Source organism: Eudoraea sp. (assembly GCF_049665975.1).
Taxonomy (GTDB): Bacteria; Bacteroidota; Bacteroidia; order Flavobacteriales; family Flavobacteriaceae; genus Eudoraea.
In genome coordinates, this window is record NZ_JBATGR010000367.1 from 1 (window position 1) to 19,479 (window position 19,479).

At 36.0% G+C, this 19,479-nt stretch carries 21 protein-coding genes; 12 read left to right on the top strand and 9 right to left on the bottom strand.

Annotation, left to right across the window (positions count from 1 at the left end; genetic code table 11):
- The 4 genes from hisF to WBN20_RS12495 all read left to right on the top strand — a co-directional run.
- On the top strand, window positions 1-478 hold a 478-nt coding region (hisF, locus tag WBN20_RS12480; RefSeq protein WP_424281929.1), incomplete at its 5' end, for an imidazole glycerol phosphate synthase subunit HisF.
- Between the two features lie 32 nt (window positions 479-510).
- On the top strand, window positions 511-1,116 hold the full coding sequence (hisIE, locus tag WBN20_RS12485; protein ID WP_424281930.1) for a bifunctional phosphoribosyl-AMP cyclohydrolase/phosphoribosyl-ATP diphosphatase HisIE: 606 nt from the start codon (window positions 511-513) through the stop codon (window positions 1,114-1,116).
- Window positions 1,117-1,179: 63 nt separating this feature from the next.
- Window positions 1,180-2,328 carry a vWA domain-containing protein gene (locus WBN20_RS12490; protein WP_424273466.1) on the top strand — a complete coding sequence of 383 codons (1,149 nt, stop codon included), beginning with the start codon at window positions 1,180-1,182 and terminating at the stop codon, window positions 2,326-2,328.
- A gap of 50 nt (window positions 2,329-2,378) precedes the next feature.
- A complete protein-coding gene (locus tag WBN20_RS12495; RefSeq protein ID WP_424271040.1) occupies window positions 2,379-3,848 on the top strand; it encodes an AAA family ATPase in 1,470 nt (489 codons plus the stop codon).
- 271 nt (window positions 3,849-4,119) lie between these two features.
- On the opposite strand, the gene WBN20_RS12500 is transcribed toward WBN20_RS12495, so the two are convergent.
- From WBN20_RS12500 to WBN20_RS12510, 3 genes are all read right to left on the bottom strand, one after another.
- Window positions 4,120-4,563: a hypothetical protein gene (locus tag WBN20_RS12500; RefSeq protein ID WP_424281931.1), complete on the bottom strand. Its 444-nt coding sequence runs from the start codon at window positions 4,561-4,563 to the stop codon at window positions 4,120-4,122.
- Between the two features lie 201 nt (window positions 4,564-4,764).
- Window positions 4,765-5,979: a DUF418 domain-containing protein gene (locus WBN20_RS12505; protein WP_424281932.1), complete on the bottom strand. Its 1,215-nt coding sequence runs from the start codon at window positions 5,977-5,979 to the stop codon at window positions 4,765-4,767.
- A gap of 200 nt (window positions 5,980-6,179) precedes the next feature.
- Window positions 6,180-6,620, bottom strand: coding sequence for a hypothetical protein (locus tag WBN20_RS12510; protein WP_424281933.1), 441 nt, complete (start codon window positions 6,618-6,620; stop codon window positions 6,180-6,182).
- A gap of 192 nt (window positions 6,621-6,812) precedes the next feature.
- Here WBN20_RS12510 and truA point away from each other — a divergent pair, with 192 nt between their 5' ends.
- From truA to WBN20_RS12525, 3 genes are read left to right on the top strand one after another with little or no spacing between them, the layout of a single operon-like run.
- Window positions 6,813-7,595, top strand: coding sequence for a tRNA pseudouridine(38-40) synthase TruA (gene truA / locus WBN20_RS12515; RefSeq protein WP_424272654.1), 783 nt, complete (start codon window positions 6,813-6,815; stop codon window positions 7,593-7,595).
- 44 nt (window positions 7,596-7,639) lie between these two features.
- Entirely contained in the window at window positions 7,640-8,500 is an 861-nt protein-coding gene (locus WBN20_RS12520; protein ID WP_424281934.1) for an alpha/beta hydrolase, read from the top strand.
- Entirely contained in the window at window positions 8,501-9,328 is an 828-nt protein-coding gene (locus WBN20_RS12525) for an alpha/beta hydrolase (RefSeq protein ID WP_424275382.1), read from the top strand.
- On the opposite strand, the gene cysM is transcribed toward WBN20_RS12525, so the two are convergent.
- Together cysM and epsC are read right to left on the bottom strand one after the other, a co-directional pair.
- A complete protein-coding gene (cysM, locus tag WBN20_RS12530) occupies window positions 9,301-10,185 on the bottom strand; it encodes a cysteine synthase CysM (protein ID WP_424275383.1) in 885 nt (294 codons plus the stop codon). The two genes, WBN20_RS12525 and cysM, sit on opposite strands and share 28 nt — an antisense overlap.
- Window positions 10,175-10,969, bottom strand: coding sequence for a serine O-acetyltransferase EpsC (epsC, locus tag WBN20_RS12535; protein ID WP_424281935.1), 795 nt, complete (start codon window positions 10,967-10,969; stop codon window positions 10,175-10,177). The genes cysM and epsC overlap by 11 nt, the downstream gene beginning before the upstream one ends.
- A gap of 93 nt (window positions 10,970-11,062) precedes the next feature.
- On the opposite strand from epsC, the gene WBN20_RS12540 reads away from it, so the two are divergent.
- Complete coding sequence (locus tag WBN20_RS12540; RefSeq protein WP_424281936.1) at window positions 11,063-11,743, top strand: DUF2461 domain-containing protein; 681 nt, start codon at window positions 11,063-11,065, stop codon at window positions 11,741-11,743.
- On the opposite strand, the gene WBN20_RS12545 is transcribed toward WBN20_RS12540, so the two are convergent.
- A complete protein-coding gene (locus tag WBN20_RS12545; protein ID WP_424281937.1) occupies window positions 11,735-12,142 on the bottom strand; it encodes a glyoxalase in 408 nt (135 codons plus the stop codon). The genes WBN20_RS12540 and WBN20_RS12545 overlap by 9 nt on opposite strands.
- A gap of 193 nt (window positions 12,143-12,335) precedes the next feature.
- On the opposite strand from WBN20_RS12545, the gene WBN20_RS12550 reads away from it, so the two are divergent.
- The gene (locus WBN20_RS12550) at window positions 12,336-13,223 is read left to right on the top strand and encodes a DUF72 domain-containing protein (protein WP_424281938.1); all 888 of its coding nucleotides are present in this window, start codon (window positions 12,336-12,338) and stop codon (window positions 13,221-13,223) included.
- On the opposite strand, the gene WBN20_RS12555 is transcribed toward WBN20_RS12550, so the two are convergent.
- The 3 genes from WBN20_RS12555 to WBN20_RS12565 form a co-directional block, all read right to left on the bottom strand.
- Window positions 13,224-14,081: a phosphatidylserine decarboxylase gene (locus tag WBN20_RS12555; protein WP_424281939.1), complete on the bottom strand. Its 858-nt coding sequence runs from the start codon at window positions 14,079-14,081 to the stop codon at window positions 13,224-13,226.
- Between the two features lie 6 nt (window positions 14,082-14,087).
- Window positions 14,088-14,270, bottom strand: coding sequence for a hypothetical protein (locus tag WBN20_RS12560; protein WP_424271018.1), 183 nt, complete (start codon window positions 14,268-14,270; stop codon window positions 14,088-14,090).
- Between the two features lie 221 nt (window positions 14,271-14,491).
- On the bottom strand, window positions 14,492-15,772 hold the full coding sequence (locus WBN20_RS12565) for a dipeptidase (RefSeq protein WP_424281940.1): 1,281 nt from the start codon (window positions 15,770-15,772) through the stop codon (window positions 14,492-14,494).
- Between the two features lie 194 nt (window positions 15,773-15,966).
- Between WBN20_RS12565 and WBN20_RS12570 the strand changes: the two genes are divergently transcribed.
- The 3 genes from WBN20_RS12570 to WBN20_RS12580 form a co-directional block, all read left to right on the top strand.
- Complete coding sequence (locus tag WBN20_RS12570; RefSeq protein WP_424281941.1) at window positions 15,967-17,724, top strand: ATP-binding protein; 1,758 nt, start codon at window positions 15,967-15,969, stop codon at window positions 17,722-17,724.
- A 1-nt stretch (window position 17,725) separates the two neighbouring features.
- Window positions 17,726-18,097 (top strand): response regulator transcription factor, encoded by a 372-nt coding sequence (locus WBN20_RS12575; protein WP_297703857.1) that lies wholly within the window; start codon window positions 17,726-17,728, stop codon window positions 18,095-18,097.
- Between the two features lie 3 nt (window positions 18,098-18,100).
- Window positions 18,101-19,479, top strand: a 1,379-nt coding sequence (locus tag WBN20_RS12580) for a HEAT repeat domain-containing protein (RefSeq protein ID WP_424281942.1), incomplete at its 3' end; no start/stop codon positions are given.

Consider the following 19,479-nt stretch of genomic DNA (forward strand, 5'->3'; position numbering starts at 1 on the left):
GCATAATGGAGCAGATAAAGTTTCTATAAATTCCTCGGCGGTTAAAAACCCTGATTTGATCAATGAACTGGTCGCTAAATTCGGGTCTCAGTGCATAGTAGTGGCCATAGATGCAAAGAAGATAAATGGGGTATGGAAAGTACATCTTATGGGGGGCAAAGTACCTACAGATTTAGAATTGTTTCAATGGGCGAAGGAAGTTGAAGAAAGAGGCGCAGGTGAAATATTATTTACCTCGATGGACCATGATGGCACAAAAAAAGGATTCGCAAACAAAACGCTGGCAAGACTCTCAACAGAGCGGAATATCCCCATAATTGCATCAGGTGGCGCTGGAAACATGCAGCATTTTATAGATACCTTTAATGATGGAAATGCAGATGCTGCCCTGGCTGCCAGTGTATTTCATTTTAAGGAAATGGAGATAAAAGATCTTAAAAAAAAATTAAGGGATAATGGCATTCCTGTTAGACTATAATAAATTTTACTTTGCAATAAAAGAATTGAACTATGGAAATAGCATTTGACAAAAATAAAGATGGACTTGTACCAGCGATAATTCAGGACCATACTACCAAAAATGTGCTAATGCTTGGTTATATGAATGAGGATGCCTTCAAAAAAACTAAGGAAACCGGAAAGGTTACCTTCTATAGCAGGAGCAAGAAAAGAATATGGCAAAAAGGTGAGGAAAGCGGTAATTATCTGAAATTGGTGGCTATTGAAATTGATTGTGACAATGATACCTTATTAATTTCTGTAAACCCTGTTGGCCCAACATGTCATAAGGGCAGCGATACTTGCTGGAATAAAAAGAATGATCAGAATTTTGGTTTTCTAACCCAGCTTGAAGCTATAATATCGGATAGAAAAGAGCATACTGGTAATGAAAAAAGTTATGTAAGTTCCTTGTTTAAAAGTGGTATTAACAAAATTGCTCAGAAAGTTGGCGAAGAAGCTGTAGAAACTGTCATAGAAGCAATGGATAATAATGACAAACTTTTTCTTGAAGAAAGTGCCGACCTACTTTTTCATTACCTTATTTTATTACAGGCTAAAGGTTTTAAACTTTGTGATGTAGCTGACCTTCTCCAGAGCAGGCATTCAACAAAATAGTCCTAAACCCTTAAGTTTTCTTAAATATAATACTGCATTTTATGAAATGTAGTATTTTTAACCATGGCTATGAAAACAGGAAAAGGCTTTCGTTTTTTAAATTACGAGGCACCACAGCTTACCCCTTTTGAAAAACTTTTTGAGATTTTTCAGGAACTTATTACACATACCTCAGGTGATGTGGACGAGGCCTTGGATTGGCTAAGAGAATTGGATAAGGAGTATGAACTCACAGATGAGAATTATACCATTGATGATTTTATCGAGGACCTGAAGGCAAAAGGATTCTTAAGGGAAGAATTGGAAGAGGGCAATGGTGAGGGTGAAGGTGAAGGTGAACCAGGTAAACCTGGTCTGGCTATTACTGCCAAAATGGAGCGGATTATTCGTAAGCGGGCTTTAGATCAGATTTTTGGTAAACTTAAGAGAAGTGGTGCAGGGAATCATAAGACTGGAAAATCAGGTCCGGGAGACGAGCACACTGGTGATTTTAGGGAGTATCGTTATGGAGATTCTTTGGAGCATATTTCTATGACTGAAAGTTTAAAAAATGCTCAAATTAATCATGGTATGGATAGTTTTTCCCTTACGGAAGATGATCTTGTAGTTGAAGACACCCATTTTAAAGCTCAAATGAGTACTGTCCTGATGATAGATATTAGTCATTCTATGATCTTATATGGAGAAGACCGCATTACGCCAGCAAAAAAGGTCGCCATGGCCTTGGCCGAGCTTATTACTACAAGGTACCCGAAAGATACTCTTGATATTTTGGTTTTTGGAAATGATGCCTGGCCAATCCCCATAAAAGATCTTCCGTATTTAAAAGTAGGACCCTACCATACCAATACCGTAGCCGGATTACAGCTAGCTATGGATATGTTGAGGAGAAAAAGAAATACGAACAAGCAAATCTTCATGATCACAGACGGTAAACCCAGTTGTTTGCGGATGCCGGATGGCACTTATTATAAAAATAGTGTTGGCCTCGACGATTTTATTGTTGAGAAATGTTACAATACAGCAAGGCAGGCAAGAAAATTACATATTCCCATAACTACTTTCATGATAGCACAAGATCCTTATTTGAGACAATTTATAAGGCACTTTACCGAAGCTAATAATGGAAAAGCATTTTTTACGGGTCTGGAAGGTTTGGGAGAAATGATTTTTGAAGATTACGAGCAAAATAGAAAAAAAAGATTAAAGTAAAGCGTTATATTAACCACATAAAAGGTTGTATTTTAAATATATATGTAATTATGAAATTAGATTTTAAAAGAATATCTACCTTAGGAGAACTCAAAGCCGCAGGCTATCAGAGCAGGAGTATAAAGGATGAACTAAGATGGAATCTACGTGATAAAATTAGTAAGGGGGAAGAGACTTTCCACGGTATTTGGGGTTATGAAGAATCGGTAATTCCCGAGTTAGAGCGTGCCATTTTATCGCGCCACAATATTAATTTATTAGGACTAAGAGGTCAGGCTAAAACACGTTTGGCAAGGCTAATGGTTAACTTGCTGGATGAATGGATACCGGTTGTTGCGGGGTCTGAGATTAATGATGATCCTCTTAAGCCTTTATCCAGGTTCAGTAGAGAACTTATCAAGGAAAAAGGTGATAAAACGCCTATTTCGTGGTTGCACAGAGAAGATCGTTTTTATGAAAAACTTGCCACACCAGACGTGACTGTAGCAGATTTAATTGGCGATGTGGATCCGATTAAAGCTGCAAACATGAAATTATCTTATGCAGATGACAGGGTTATTCATTTTGGAATGATTCCGCGTTCTAACCGCTGCATTTTTGTTATCAATGAGCTACCGGATCTCCAGTCTAGGATTCAGGTATCTTTATTTAATATTTTACAGGAAGGGGATATACAGATAAGGGGCTTTAAACTTAGATTACCCCTGGATATTCAGTTTGTTTTTACTGCTAATCCCGAAGATTACACGAACAGGGGTAGTATAGTTACCCCTTTAAAGGATAGGATTGGATCTCAAATTCTTACGCATTACCCGGAAGAAATTGAAATTGCCAGAAGAATAACCGAGCAGGAGGCGCAATTAGATGAGAGACAGGTACAATCTATATATGTGCCGGACTTGGCGAAAGATTTACTTGAACAGATAAGTTTTGAAGCCCGTAATAGCGAATATGTCGATTCAAAAAGTGGGGTAAGTGCCCGAACAAGTATTACGGCCTTTGAAAACCTGTTAAGCACTGCAGAGCGCAGAGCATTGATCTCCGATGAAGATAAAACCCGTGTAAGACTTAGTGATTTTATGGGTGTCATTCCGGCTATTACTGGCAAAATAGAATTAGTATATGAGGGAGAGCAGGAGGGGGCAGATACAGTTGCGCTAATTCTTTTTGAAGATGCCATTAAGACATTGTTCCCCAATTATTTTCCAAAAATTGAGAAATTGGAACATAAAGAAGCTGAAAGTCCATATGATAACTTAATCAATTGGTTCTTTGAAAGCGAGGGATTCGACTTGATGGATAATTTAACCGATGATGAATATGAAGCTGTACTCAATAGTATTCCTGAACTAAATACACTTATAAAGAGGCATCAGCCAGATATTCCCAAAGAGGATATATTTTTTCTTAAGGAATTTCTATTGTGGGGACTTGTCGCTAATAAAAAGTTAAGTAAGCGCAGATTTCAAAAAGGGTATCAATTTAAAGACCTTTATGGGAGTTTTATAAGTAAATTATAAACGAATTTTAAACAACAAAAGCCCTTTAAAATAAGGGCTTTTGTCTTCATAGCAATTCTTAGCTCTTTCGGTATACTCTAAGGTTAAAACTAAATGAGCTACCTTTTATAAGGCGACTCAATATAGGATAATAGTGATATTATACAGATGCATTATTATCATATTAGCCGAAACAATCACATTTTCCTTACAAGGTTTCATTGCTTTAAATGAAAAGACCTTAGAAATTCATCTAAGGTCTTTTGCATTGCCACAACATAATAGAAAATTGTTATTGCCACGAATCAATATTCTCATTAATGTTATCAAAGTTATATGGGCCCACCATTAAAGTTCTGTGTTTGAATGTCAATATGGTTAGGAAAAGTAAAAAGAACTGCAAAAAGAAGATAATTATGCCAACGGGTATAAATGTATTTGGCATAATATGATCCTGGTACTCAGTATAGCTAAGTAAGATATATATGGTATCCATAATTTTAAACATGTAAATAAGAAAAATTCCATACATGGCATATTCCAAATTGCGCATTTGTGGATCTGTATATTCCTGCTCCTTTATTTTGAACCACAGGACATATAGAAAGATAAAATGAACAACTGTGAATAATGGAAATATATAGTTATCAAATTTGAAAAAATAAAACTTATTGGTATACAAACCATAAAAGTTGAGAACTATAAGAATTGAGATAACTGCAATGGATAATACCATGCATTTTCTCCAGGAAAAAAATCTTAAAATTGCCTTCATATAAGTAGGTTGCAAGGCTTTGGGGAACCTCGTTGCAATTTTTAACGCAAGCCTATATTCTTTATTTGAAAAAATTCGATGAACAGCAAACAATGTTGAGTAACCTCAAAAAGTTGTTGCGAAAACACTAGCGTTTCACTTTTTAGTGCAACATTTTCTAATCTAATTCATGCGATTGCGACGAAGAGGGAAGAGCCTAAAATAAGTTAAGCTTCGCCACGCCCATTCAAGTGGACCATAGTAAAATTTACCTAGCCACCATTTGCTGAGACCCATTTGAACTATAATAATAACAATAGAGAACAAAAGAGTATAGATATTCCTCAATTCACCCAGGTATCCAAGGCCCCAGCCAAAAAAGATAAAAGTGCCAAATATACTTTGGAACACATAATTGGTTAGCGCCATGCGGCCATAAGGCGCAAATTTTGCCAGCCATTTTCCGGTTTTCTTCTTTCTATAAAGAATAATAAAACTTGCCATAATGATAAAAGTCATTCCAATATTGTTCAAATCGAGAGCCGTAAGTCCAAACATGGCAATCCAATTATCAAACTTAGCTTCCGGGCCAAGCTGAGAAAAAATTCCTATAATTAACCCAATGGAAACAACAAATAGAACCACGGAGCCCCATAATACATTCTTTACAAGTTTCTTTTGATCCATGAAATTTCTAAATAACTGAAGACGCCCTACGTATAAACCTAACAGGAAGAATCCAAAAGTTAAATACCCTCTTGAAAATATACCTAACTGAAAATCCATTTTCATCAGATGACCATCTATTGCGTTTGTTTCAAATACCTGCCATAGGGTACCATTTTTAATTGTATTAAAGTAGTCCACAATTAACGGGCTATTAAGATCAAAAGGACCTGGGGTAAATAAGTTATCATTACCGTAAAACCCAAAAACCAAATATCTCCCAAATCCAATAAAAAGGAGGGTGGTAATTCCAAGAACCCACTTATTGTTTATCTTATAGAAAGGAATCAGAAAGATTCCAAGGAAAGCGTAAATAGTTAAAATATCTCCTCTGTAGAACAAACTATGCAGATATCCTATTACCAAAAGAATTATTAAACGCCAGAGGAACCGACCAGCAAAGCTAGATTCTTTATTTTTGACATTTGCCATTTGAATAAAAAAACTAAGCCCGAATAAAAACGAAAACAAGGCAAAAAATTTACCGCGTAAAAAGAGAAAAATAAAACCATCCACAATGTTATCGGCAATTCCCAGGTGTGTTGCCTCCATAACGCCTTCAGGAAAGGGTGCACCTATATAGTTTTCTACAACATGAACAATGACTATTCCGGCAAGGGAGAAGCCTCTTAAAGCATCAACAATGTCCATTCTTTTATTGGTATTAGCCATGGTATGTCCTTTGATTATGGTATTTATTAGAATTTCTATTGCTTATTATCTTACATCCCATTATAAATAATTACTTAAAATACTAAAGCATTAATGGAGAACTGTAGTGACGTATACAATTCAAATATTTGTAACAATGACAAAATAATAAAAAGGCACATAATTTAAATATGCGCCTTTTTGTAGAGATTAGTTTCTTTCTAAGAAATCCAATTTCGTTTCTCTGCAATGCGGGCAAATTGTACCAGGGCAATGCCAATAATAATAACGAGTAAAGGAGTAATTACCCCTTGCACCTGACCATAAATTTCTGCAGCATTAGTCATAAAAAATGAATATGCAAATTGTACAAGTATGCCAAGAAGGGATAATATTAGCACAGGTTTTGCCCATTTTTTTCTTGCCAAAAGGGCAATACATCCCAGAAGTCCTCCCCATACAGCTATAGCAAATGCAGCCGTAGCCCATGCAGGAGTACTCTCTATTAGCGCTAATTGATCTGAGGGGTATTCGGCTTTCATTTCATCAGTCATATAAGCCTGACCGAGATAAGCCATAACTCCCATTAAGTTCCATAATAGTGCGAGAACGCTCACAATCCAAAACCAGACAGCTGGTTTTGCGTTAGTTTTTTCACTCATTTTGTTTTGATTTAGGTTGTTTTATGCTATACAAAATACAAAAAAATGTAAATCATAATTGAAATATTATTTAATGTTTCGACCTGGGCGAGATCCTAAATGGTAAAACTAAGGAGACACTGTATTGAAGAAATAAAACAAAGTTTTAGAAATTACAATCTAGAAACATTAGATTTATTTATCTTAACTCCCATGAAAAAACGGTATTATTACTTGATTAGAGTACAGTTTTTAGGATTCAGATATAGTGGGTGGCAAAAGCAGCCAGGACAAAAAACTATTGAAGGAATGCTTTTTAAAACACTTAAATTTATTCTTCCCCAGCAGAAATTTAAAATTCTGGGAGCAGGGAGAACTGATGCAAAAGTTTCAGCATTAAATGCGGCTTTTCAACTGATACTAGAAGATACATCAATTTCGGATATGTCAGATTTTATAAAATTATTTAATGAAAACTTACCATCTGATATTAAAGTTCTTAAGGTAGATAATTTCGATAAAAACTTTAATATAATTAAAGATAGTAAATCTAAGGAATATCGCTATTTTTTTTCTTATGGCGAAAAGAACCATCCATTTTGTGCTCCTTACATGGCAAACATTTTAGAGGATCTGGATATAGACCTTATGATAAAGGCTGCAGCACTTTATACAGGCACACACAATTTTAAGGCTTATACTGCAAAACCAGGTAAGAATAAACAAGTAATAAGAACAATAACTTCCTGTGAAATTTTAGAGAATACAGAAATTAATGCCAGCTTTTTTCCAAAGCGAAGTTATATGCTAAGAATTTGTGGAAAAGGATTTATGCGCTACCAGGTTCGGATGATTATGGGTGCCTTAGTCCAATTGGGTAAAGGTCTACTTACCATTCATGATATTAAATCATCTTTACTTGCCGGCACAGACATAAAGATTTCTTATGTGGCGCCTGGTTCTGGTCTTGTATTACACCAGCTTGAATTTGAATAATTCCTGTAACCAGATTTTTCGTAAATTGAAACAAATGTAATTCTATGCCAAATTGGGTATATATTGTTGTTTTGCTTCTTCTGATATATGTGTTAATTAACATACTCCTATATTTTCTGCAGGATTACCTTATGTTTAAACCGGAAAAATTACCTGCGGATTTTCTTTTTCAATACGAGCATCAGGAAATAGAGGAATATAATGTTGAAACAAGAGATGGGGCAATAATAAATGGACTCAGGTTTAAAACACGGCAGCCTAAGGGTATTGTATTCTACCTAAAGGGAAATTCCAAAAGTATAAAAGGCTGGGGGAAGTTTGCGGTCGATTTTACAAGGCATGGCTATGATGTTTTAATGGTAGATTACAGGGGGTTTGGTAAAAGTACTGGTAGGCGCACACAGAAGGCTGTTAAGCGCGATATGCAAGTGATATACAATAAAATAAAGGAAAACGTAGATGAAAAGTATATCATTCTTTATGGTCGCTCTTTAGGTTCTGGTTTTGCTGCCAAACTAGCATCTATGAACAATCCGAGAATGTTGATTCTGGATGCCCCCTATTACAGTCTTAGTAAGGTGGCCAAAAAATACATTCCTTTTATGCCTCTTTCGATTTTGCTTAAATTTCCTATGCCAACCTATAAATGGCTGCAATACGTAAATTGCCCCATTCATATTATTCATGGCACAGATGACAAGTTGATTCCTTACAAAACCAGTGTTAAGTTATCCAAGATAAAACCAACTTCAACAACCTTATATACAGTGATTGGAGGGGGGCATAAAAATTTGAACACATTTGAATCTTATCACAAAATGCTAAGTGAAATCATCACGAAAAGACCAATAAAAGTTGATCTCAAAGGTTCCAGTATTCATGTAAAACACAATTTAAAAGTTTAAATGGTTAAACTAAAAAAAGCTGTTCTATTTCTTTTATCCTCTTATTTACTTATATCCGCTATGCTCTATTTACTTCAGGAAAAATTAATTTTTTTACCTTCAAAATTACCTTCAGACTATACTTATTCCTTCACCCAGCCATTTGAGGAAATATATTTAACAGCTGCAGACGGTGCCGTATTAAATGGTATTCATTTTAAACAGGAGCAACCCGAAGGAGTCATAGTTTATTACCACGGTAATGCCGGCGATCTTACCCGTTGGGGAAATATTGCACTATTTTTTGTTGAAAAAAACTATGATGTAATTATTATGGACTACAGGACCTATGGAAAAAGTACTGGTAAGCTTAGTGAAGAATCACTTTTTAACGATGGACAGCTATTTTATGAATACGCCTTAAAACACTATGATGAGTCGGGAATAACATTGTACGGTCGTTCATTGGGTACTGGGATAGCGACTTGGGTAGCATCGCAAAACACCCCATTTCGCCTTATCCTGGAAACACCTTATTACAGTCTTTTGGATTTAGGAAAAAACCGTTTCCCGTACTTACCTGTTCAATGGTTTTTAAAATACCCATTAAAAACTTATGAGTACATCTCAGAGGTTAGCTGTCCAATAGCATTTTTTCATGGCACAGAAGATAGAATAGTACCCTATAATTCGGGCTTACGTCTTTTTAATTCTGTCGCAGTCGATAAAAACACCTTCTTTTCAATAAAGGGCGGGCAACATAATAATTTAAAGGAATTTCAGGTTTATCGAGATGGGATTCATGAAATTTTATTCGCTTTTCAGTCAAATAAATCTGAAGATAAATAGCGGTCACCCCGGTCGCAAATAATAGAAACAATAAGCCCGCTTTTAAGGTTCTCAGCAAGTTTTAATGCGGCAGCAGTGGCTCCACCACTACTCATACCCGCAAAAATACCTTCTTCCTTAGCCAGGCGTTTAGCCATAATTCTTGCTTCATCTTCGCTGACTTCCATTATCTGATCAATTTTTGAAGGGTCGAAGATCTTTGGAAGGTATTCTTTGGGCCATTTTCTAATTCCTGGAATTTTAGATTCATCTTGTGGCTGAACACCTACAATAGATACATTTTTGTTTTGTTCTTTCAAATAGGTCGAGGTACCCATAATAGTTCCCGTGGTCCCCATTGAGGATACGAAATGGGTGACTTTCCCTGCTGTATCTCTCCATATTTCCGGGCCAGTTGTCTTATAATGTGCTTTCCAGTTATCGTCGTTCGCAAATTGGTTGAGCATTTTATAACCATCTTCTTTTACCTTTGCCTCTGCATAATCCCGGGCGCCTTCTATCCCCAATTCGGCATTGGTTAATGTAACCTTTGCTCCATATGCACGCATGGTTTGTACTCTTTCCTTGGTTGAGTTTTCGGGCATTGCCAATTCAATATTTAGCTTATATATACCAGCAATCATTGCAAGGGCAATACCTGTATTTCCGCTGGTTGCTTCAATTAATTTGCTGTCGCTGGTAATATCACCGCGCTTCAATCCGCTTTTAATCATATTATAAGCGGCCCTGTCTTTTACGCTACCTCCGGGGTTATGACCTTCCATTTTAAAGAGAAGGGTAACACCGGGCTTGACATTTAAAGACCTTGAGGCTACAAGAGGGGTGTTCCCTATAAGATCTATAAGACTATGAGACATTAGTCGAGCTTTTTATTTTTATTTCAGCGCTATGAAATACTGTAGAATTGGGAGCCACAGATGAAGTTACCCAGGCGTTTCCGCCAATTATCGAATTTTCTCCAATTATAGTATTACCGCCTAAAATAGTGGCATTTGCATATATCGTAACATTATCCTCTATTGTAGGATGGCGCTTTGTCTTCTGCAAATTTTTAGCCACATATAAAGCTCCTAATGTTACACCCTGGTAGATCTTTACATTATTTTTAATTATTGCAGTTTCTCCAATGACCACACCAGTGGCATGATCAATAAAAAAGGATTCTCCTATATGAGCACCAGGATTTATGTCTACTCCAGTTTGTCTGTGTGCATATTCTGTCATTAATCTGGGAACTAGCGGAAAGCCCTTGTTATATAGTTCATGAGCCAGTCTATAGATAGCTATTGCGTAAAAGCCGGGATAAGCCATATAAACCTCTTCAATAGATAAGGAAGCCGGGTCGCAGCTGGCTATGGCCTCTGCGTCTAAATTTAGTTTTTCCAGGACCATAGGCAGTGTTTCCAAATAATTTTCCCATATTTTGGCACAAGGTTTCTCAACATCCCAGCAAGCAAGATTTATCAATTCATCAAATTGAATTTCAAGAGTTTCAATATTTGTCTCAACGGGAGTTTCAATATCAAATAAAGTAAGGAAAAGAAGGTCTGTAAAATCTTCCACATTCCGTTTAAGCCGATATCTGAGATTAGGTTGCTTTTTGTTTTCGATAATTTTCTTTACGATTATTGACTTGTCCATTGTATAAAGTTGAGTGTCAAAATTAACCAATAATTAAAAAGCATTTAGCCCAAAATGGTTAACTTTAGCTTAAATTTTATACCGCTTAGTCGAATGGAAAATACAGTAATTGCCAAAGATGTACTACGTTTTTTGAGCGAGTTAAAAAGAAACAATAATCGCGAATGGTTTGAACAACATAAGTCTGAATTCAAATCTTTGGAAATTGGTGTAAAAGGATTTTATAACAGTTTGGCGGAAAAGATGAAAGAGCATGATGAAATTGAAAAACTAAAAATGTTTCGAATTTACAGGGATGTAAGATTTTCCAAAGATAAAACTCCATATAAATCTCATTTTGCAGGTTCTTTTTCAAGAGCTGGCACAAAGCTTAGGGGTGGTTATTATTTGCAGATTCGACCCGGAGAATCATTTATGGCTGCCGGTTTTTGGGAACCCAACAAAGAAGATCTATTACGCATCCGCAAAGAGTTGGAGCTTGATGCAACCGCTTTTAGAGAATTAATTAATAAGCCTTCCTTTAAAAATACCTGGGGTGAACTGGTAGGTGACGAAGTAAAGACAGCGCCCAAAGGATTTAATAAGGAAGACCCTAATATTGATTTGATAAGGAAGAAAGCCTTTATTTTTGTGCGAAATTTTACTGATAAAGAGGTATTGAACAAGGGTTTTATTGAAGAAGTTAATAATTCCTTTAAAGCAATCAGACCCTATTTTAATCTGATGAGTGAAATCCTGACAACCAACCTAAACGGAGAATCGCTTCTAAACTAATATTGAAGGTTCGAAAGCCTGTACCTGGTCCTTGAGACGTTCAACTACCATATTCATCATCCGTTTGTTGAGAGCCGATGAGTTTTGAATATAGGTCATATATTCTTCAACTGTAAACTGCCCAATAACCATTCCCTTAAGTGCATTTCGGAATTTGATGTCCTTTTGTATGGCATTTTCTATATAATCCAAACGCTTTTGAATGCTCAATTCATAAAACGCATTCTTATGTTTAATAATATAGTTCTTAAATACTTCGATCAATAATGGGTTTTGAAATTTGAGTATAGGGCGTAACGTTCCGTTCTGGAATTGTTCGTCTTTACTCATGTAAGGGGTTATTTTGGTGTTTGGAATCTCCGGCCTTAAGCTCAGGAGGTTAGCAGATCTTTGGTTCATCTGAAGAAGTTTCTATAAAATTAGAAAATAGGGCATCTAAGCTACACCAAGAGGACAATTAGTTGTTAACTGGTTTATGAACATGTAAAATTTCAATGTTAATATTGCGATAGTTTATTTACATAAGTTCGTTTATGCATGTATTATGAATTATATGTAATTTCATCGCCGTTTAAAAGTAATAAGATGCAGCATGAAATTTGGTAAAGTAAATCGCCCGGATCTTATAGATTTATCCCTTCCTCAAGACCATCCTCATCTGGTAGGTGCATTAGCTTCTGGTATTAAAAATTACCCTTTGAAAATATATGTAGGTTGTGCTAAATGGAATCGGCAGGAACTAAAAAATTTTTACCCCCGTGGCACAAAGGAAGAATTGCCATATTACAGCAGTCAATTTAACAGCATAGAACTCAATGCCACCTTTTACCGCATATTTCCCAATGAACAATATGTTTCCTGGTATGATAAGGTACCGGATAACTTTAAGTTTTTCCCTAAGGTTGTTCAAAATGTAAGCCACCTCAGACGCTTAAACGACATGGCATACCCTGCTTTAGACAACTTTCTTTCGGCTACGGCCGGCTTCAAAGATAAATTGGGAACTATATTTTTACAAATGCATCCCAACTTCGGACCAAAAAACTGGGATAGGGTAGTGCGCTTGACAGAATTCTGGCCTAAAGAATTTCCGCTCGCTTTGGAGTTCCGGCATACAGATTGGTTTAATGATGTCTATGTGGCCGGAGAACTCTATAATTTATTAGAAGAAAAGAATATTGCCAATGTTCTGGTCGATACAGCTGGAAGAAGGGATATTTTGCACATGAGACTAACCAATAACGAGGCATTTGTTCGTTTTGTTGGAGCAAATCATAAAAGTGACTATAACCGTCTTGAGGAATGGGTAGAACGACTTTGGGAATGGCATACCTTGGGACTTAATAACATCCACTTCTTTATTCATCAGAATATGGAATTGGAATCTCCTTTATTGTCTGCTTTCTTTATCAGGAAGATCAATGAAAAATTCGGGATTAACCTCAATGTCCCCAAAACCCTTAATGTTTATAACAATTAATCAATACGAAGCACCAACTTCTACAAAGGCATTTTTGCAGTGATATTTTGGGTGTTCAGGAGCTGCCATACAGCAGGTAGATCCTAAATAAAACAAGGCCAATTCATCAAGTTTTTCAACACTATTTTCCAAAGTTATAGACTTAGGAAGTTTTATAGTTCCCACTGCAGGTCCCCCAACAATAGATAAATACCAAACCCTGCCTTTATTATCAGTAATATCAATATTGTAACGTTCGTTCCTGAATGCCGGCAAGGAAGGATTTTGTTTGTATATCCAAGGCCGTAATACTATGAGATCTCCTGGTATATGCTGGATTCTGGTGATAGTGCCACTTACAGGAGCATGTATCCTGTGGTAATTTTTATTATGTAAAAATACATTTGTAAAACTATAAGTGGGTGAGATATCTCCCTTAAAAACTCCAAAAATTGTCTCTATAGTGCGTATATCACTTTTAACTTTTAATGCTCCAAATTCATAAACTTTTCCTTCATCACAAAGCAAGCCTTCACAGGGCCAGACCCACGGACTTTTATTTATGGGTAGCTTCTTAAACCTGCGAATAAAAAAATCCTGAAAACTTCCAAAATCCTTCTTCCCTTCCGGAGGAAGAAATTTGTCCTTGTAACCGGGATCCTTATAATAGTATCTTATATAAGGAGCAATAATATATTTAGTAAAAGGTTTGTCATAAACCCTGGAATAAAATGCAGAAATTCTTCTTTGGAAATTTCCTGGCAAACTTCCCCAAAATGTAACAGCCAAGAATTTATATATGTCAGCCCGCCACTGCGGGATACTTAAAATCGTGAAATCCGGATCTGAATTGTGATAAGCTATTCCTGAAGGATCCATGATGAATTAACTATAGTTTTCGAATTCAGAAAAACTCTTTTTCATCTTATTGCAATCAGAATATTTCTTAAGTTTAATATGTACTTCCTGAATTCCTGCTTGCTTATCAGATTCAGTTGGAGGTTCATTAACGTAGTTGGAGAAAAAAGAAAGAAGAAGGGCAACTAGGTATTTGCTGATTGTTTGCATGATGAATTTTGTTTAGGATTATTAAATCTATTCAATTTCATCCCTCACAAAAAAGTAATTAAGAAAAGTTTATTGTTAGCTTAACATTATTTACAATTCTTCCCCAATTTTTTGTTAACACTTTTGCCTTTAACTGACAGATAAAGACACCTAACTACCTTTTTGGTCTAAATCACAAATTAAGTTCCAACTATTCGCTACCGTTTATGCCGGGTTTACTTTTACTGAGAAAGTGCATATTCCTGTACCTCATCCAGTACTCTTAGTAAATTGCCTCCCCATAATTTTTCAATTTCGGGTTCAGAATATCCTCGTTTTACCAATTCTAAAGTTACATTAAAGGTTTCAGAAGCATCCGCCCATCCTTTAATACCACCGCCACCATCAAAGTCAGAGCTTATTCCTACATGGTCTATCCCTATCAGCTTAACCATATAGTCAATATGGTCCACAAAGTCGGAAATATCCACTTCAGGAGGGGCATCACTCATTTTGGCAACCAAAGTTCTCGCCCTTCCCGTTACTTTGGGATAGTTTTTTAAATAGTCATTCTGTTGTTTTTCTGTTAACGTTTTAATTTCAGACCTTTCAAACCATTCTATGCCCATAGAATCGGCCACTTTCTTATATAATTTTTTCATATAATCTGATCTGGTGTCGTGTTTCGCAGTATTTAAATACGCGCTAAAGGCTACCGTTTGTACAACTCCTCCATTTTCTTTCAGTAGTTTTAATTGCTCATCATCCAAATTTCTACTGTGATCACATAACGCGCGAGCAGAAGAATGGGAAGCTATTATTGGAGCTTTTGTTAAGGAAACAATCTGAATCATCGATTCCTTAGAAATATGTGATATATCAATCATAATACCCAGTCTATTCATCTCATATACAGATTTTTCACCTAGATCACTTAAACCATTATATAGCCATATATTGTCTTTTTCCCCTGTATTAGAATCACAAAATTGACTATGCCCATTATGGGCAAGGGAGATATACCTTGCTCCCAATTTTTGATATTCTTCAAATTTGGATAGATCCTCACCAATGGGATATGCATTTTCCACACCAATCATGGCTATTTTCTTACCAGTTTCATGAATTGTCCTAACCTCTTTGGAACTTCTTGCAAGATCAATTTCGGCGGAACCCAGCGTATCACACAAACGATGAATAGCTTTAAATTTAGCCATGGCATTTGCCTCTGCTTTAGCATAGCCCTCAGGGTTTAAGGAATCCTGACCAGTATAGACAATAAACCATGCCACATTTAACCCACCAGCCTTCATTTTCGGTAAATTAACCTGGGTCTTCAGATCCTGAGTGTAATTTATACTATCCGTAAAATTTTTCACATTAATATCATCATGTGTATCAATCGTAATTACATTTTCATGAATCTGCCTGGCAGTTGCCTCAAGGTCTGAATTTTGTGATGTTTTGGATTCCTTGCACCCAATCAACGATAAAAGACTGAAAAAGCCGGTAATATGTCGCATATGATAAGTTTTATACCTACAAATAAAGCAATTTGACAACATAATACGCATGCTAGGTAACATTTAATTGCTCAAGGGTATGGAAATGAGGATTTTTAGACATGATAAAGCTTATAAAACTCGAGTTTGAGAAGTCCCTGCGTACAATTATACTTTTGAATCTACGATCATCAAATTAACTAAAAAGTACCCCCTTGAAACCAAAAAACCTACTTTCTCAATTGTCGGAACTGGAGACGACTCTCAATAATTTTTCATTTGAGGAATTATCTGCAGATGAAGCCACCCGTCTTAAAATATCTTTTGAAGCCTTTAAAACCCATCTTGAAAAAAGGATTTGGGGAGAAGATATACCACTTAATCAGGATTCCAAATCAGAATCGATAAAAGAAAAAGAACAGTTGCAAAAGGCACAGGAAATGCTTATTTCAACAGTTAGCCATGAGATACGAACCCCACTCAGCGGTATAATTGGATTTGCAGACCTTTTAAAGGAAGGAGAACTTTCAGAAGACCAACTGCATCAGGTAAACGCAATTCAAACGGCTTCCAATTCCCTTATGGATATTATCAACGAACTTTTGGAATATTCCAAACTTTCAGCTGGATTGGAAAATTTCGAGATGCTTGATTTTAATTTTTTCAGCATAATACAGGATGTTGTTTATCTCTGTAATACGCTTATGTTGGGTAAAGATGTAAAACTCGAAGTTGACATTGACAGGAACATCCCTGAGAACCTTATTGGGGATCCTTCTAAACTATCACAAATATTACTAAACCTGCTTGGGAATTCTATAAAATTTGTAGAAGAGGGCGAGATAATGCTTAAAATTAAACTACTCAGACAGGGAAAAGAAAAGGTTGTATTAGACTTCATTGTTACCGATACCGGAATTGGAATCTCCAAAGAGGATTTAGAACATATTTTCGGTTCATTTAAACAAGCTAATCAGCAAACATTTTTCAAATATGGTGGCGCCGGGCTTGGATTGAACATTGTGAAGCAGATCGTTGATAAACTTAACGGGGATATAAAAGTTGAAAGTAGGCTTGGCGTTGGTACAACATTTAAATTCAAGCTGCCCTATACAACTGGTTCAATTACTGCCATATCTAAATCTAAACCAACTGAAATCTCTTCGGAAGACGTAAAAGGAATGAGGATCCTGGTATTTGAAGACAATGAGTTAAATCAGCGGCTTATAGAGCGTCGACTAAACTCATGGGGTTGCAAAACCTATATTACGGAAAATCCAGTCTACGGTTTGAATCTTCTTGAAACAAATGCAATTGATATTGTACTCATGGATCTCAGAATGCCCATAATGAGTGGGTTTGAAGTAACAGAAAAAATCCGAAAGAGCACTAAAAAAGAAGTGGCGGAGATACCCATAATAGCACTCACGGCAGACTTCACCTTTGATGATAAAAACGAATGTGAAAATTATGGAATCAATGATTTCATCCTTAAGCCGTTTAGCCCGGAAGAACTACTATCAAAATTAGTTAAAAACAGGAATGAACCCCAAACTAATTATAATTTTAGTGCCTCATCGGACGATAATCAGGTCGATCAGACGGTATCTGATTCGAGCTTTAACCTTAATTCTGTTTTAGAAGACTGCATGGGCGAGTTAGAAATGTTAGAGGAGCTGATAGGTCTTTACAAGAGAAATGCCCTTGAATTTATAGGTAATGTTAAAATGAAACTCCAGGATGGTGATGCAGAGGGGGTTGCGTTCGCAGCACACAAGATAAAATGTGGTTTAAAAATGATGCAGACAATGGAGCTATTTTCCATCGTTGAACAATTAAATACAACTGCAAAGACTACTAAGGATATAAAACATATGCAATTTCTGCTAAACAGATTTGTTCAGGAATATCCGAAAGCAGAAAAGATGATTGATGAAGAATTAAGACGATTAAATAAAAACAGAAACGAGTAGGATGGTAAAGAAGAATCTGTTATTAGCGGAGGACGATGAGTTGCTAGCATCTTTATTGGATTATAGACTTCAAAAAGGGGGCTATAATGTCCATTTGGCGAAAGATGGCAGGGATGTAAAAGAATATCTTAAAACGGCAACTCCTGATATTATTGTCAGTGATATAATGATGCCCTATTTCTCTGGAATTGAACTTATAGATTATGTAAGAAACCAATTGAATTCAAAGATTCCAATAATCATTATTTCGTCTGCAGGAAACGAAGAAAATGTTCTTAGTGCTTTTGAATTAGGAGCCAATGACTTTATATCTAAACCAGTGAGTCCTTCGGAACTTTTGGTTAGGGTGGGAAGAGAGTTAAATAAAAAATAATTTTTGGAAATAGTCTCACAAACATATCGCAGCATTATGCTGATAAGTGCGCCAAAGATCCATACGGATCTTTTGTGGGATTTAACAATATTGTTTTCCGGACTCGGGATCTTATTCTTTGCATTTGTTTTTATATTCAGAAACCGTCTTTCTGCTAAAAGGTTGAAAGTATCCCATCAAAAAAAGATCCTGGCACCAATCATCAGCAATTTTCTCTTCTACGAGACAGATTCCACTAAGGAGGAAAATTATGAATACATAAAATTAAAAATTGAAATTCGTGATCTATTGAAATCACCATTTAGCAGATTAGTATTAACGGAGATCTTATTAGATCTTCAAAAAGATCTTTCTGGTGATTCTCGTAATCGTTTATATAAATTATACCAGGACCTTGAACTACATCTAGATGCCTTTAAAAAATTAAAGAGTTGGCGCTGGGAGCTCGTTTCTAAGGGAATACTTGAATTAGCCCAAATGAGAGTATTAGTTGCTTATGGATTTATAAAAAAGTTTATTAATGATAAAAGAGGGGTAGTTCGCAAACAAGCGCAAATAGCAACGGTTACATTAAAGCATGAAGGCATTGCGTATTTTTTAGATACTACAAGATATGGAATCTCAGAGTGGCAACAATTAAAACTACTCGATGTACTAAGGAATTTTGAGGACTTTTCACCTCCGCGATTTAAGGCCTGGCTTACCTCCAAAAACAGGGATGTGGTTTTATTTGCCCTTCGGCTTATTAAGCATTATAACCAAAATGACGCTAATAAGTCTATGATTGAATTAGTGAAGCATAGGAATGACCAGATTAAATCAGAAGCCATTCAATGTATTAAGGATTTCGGTGTTTTTGAAGCTTTGTATACTTTAAAATCTGTCTTTCGAAACTCTAAGGTGGATATTAAATTACAGATTCTCGACACCATTTCTTCATTAGGGAAAGAGGAAGATTTAGAATTTCTTCAAACTATAGTAAATAAAGAGTCAAATTTCCTTGTAAAAAGTAAAGCTATAAGTACAATTAATGCCATAGCGCCAGAAACCTATGTTCCAACAGAAGGAATTGATAAAAATATTGCCACGAAAAATTTTGAAAATAATGTAGAAGACAATTCTACTCAATTATCGGAAGTTATGAATAATAAGGAGTTAAAAAAGGACGATAGTCTGCCAGCTGCGAACCTTAAAGAAGATTCATTGGAAATACAGGATCATTTGGACCCGGAATTTGAGGATGAAATAATTTTTGATCTCTGCTTTATGGAGGAATTGGAGGACATCCTTACGGAATTTAATGAATTGGATAAGGAAGTAGACTATTTACCCCTGAATTTCCTGCCATTGGTATCGGAAGAAGAGGAATTAAAGTCGAATAC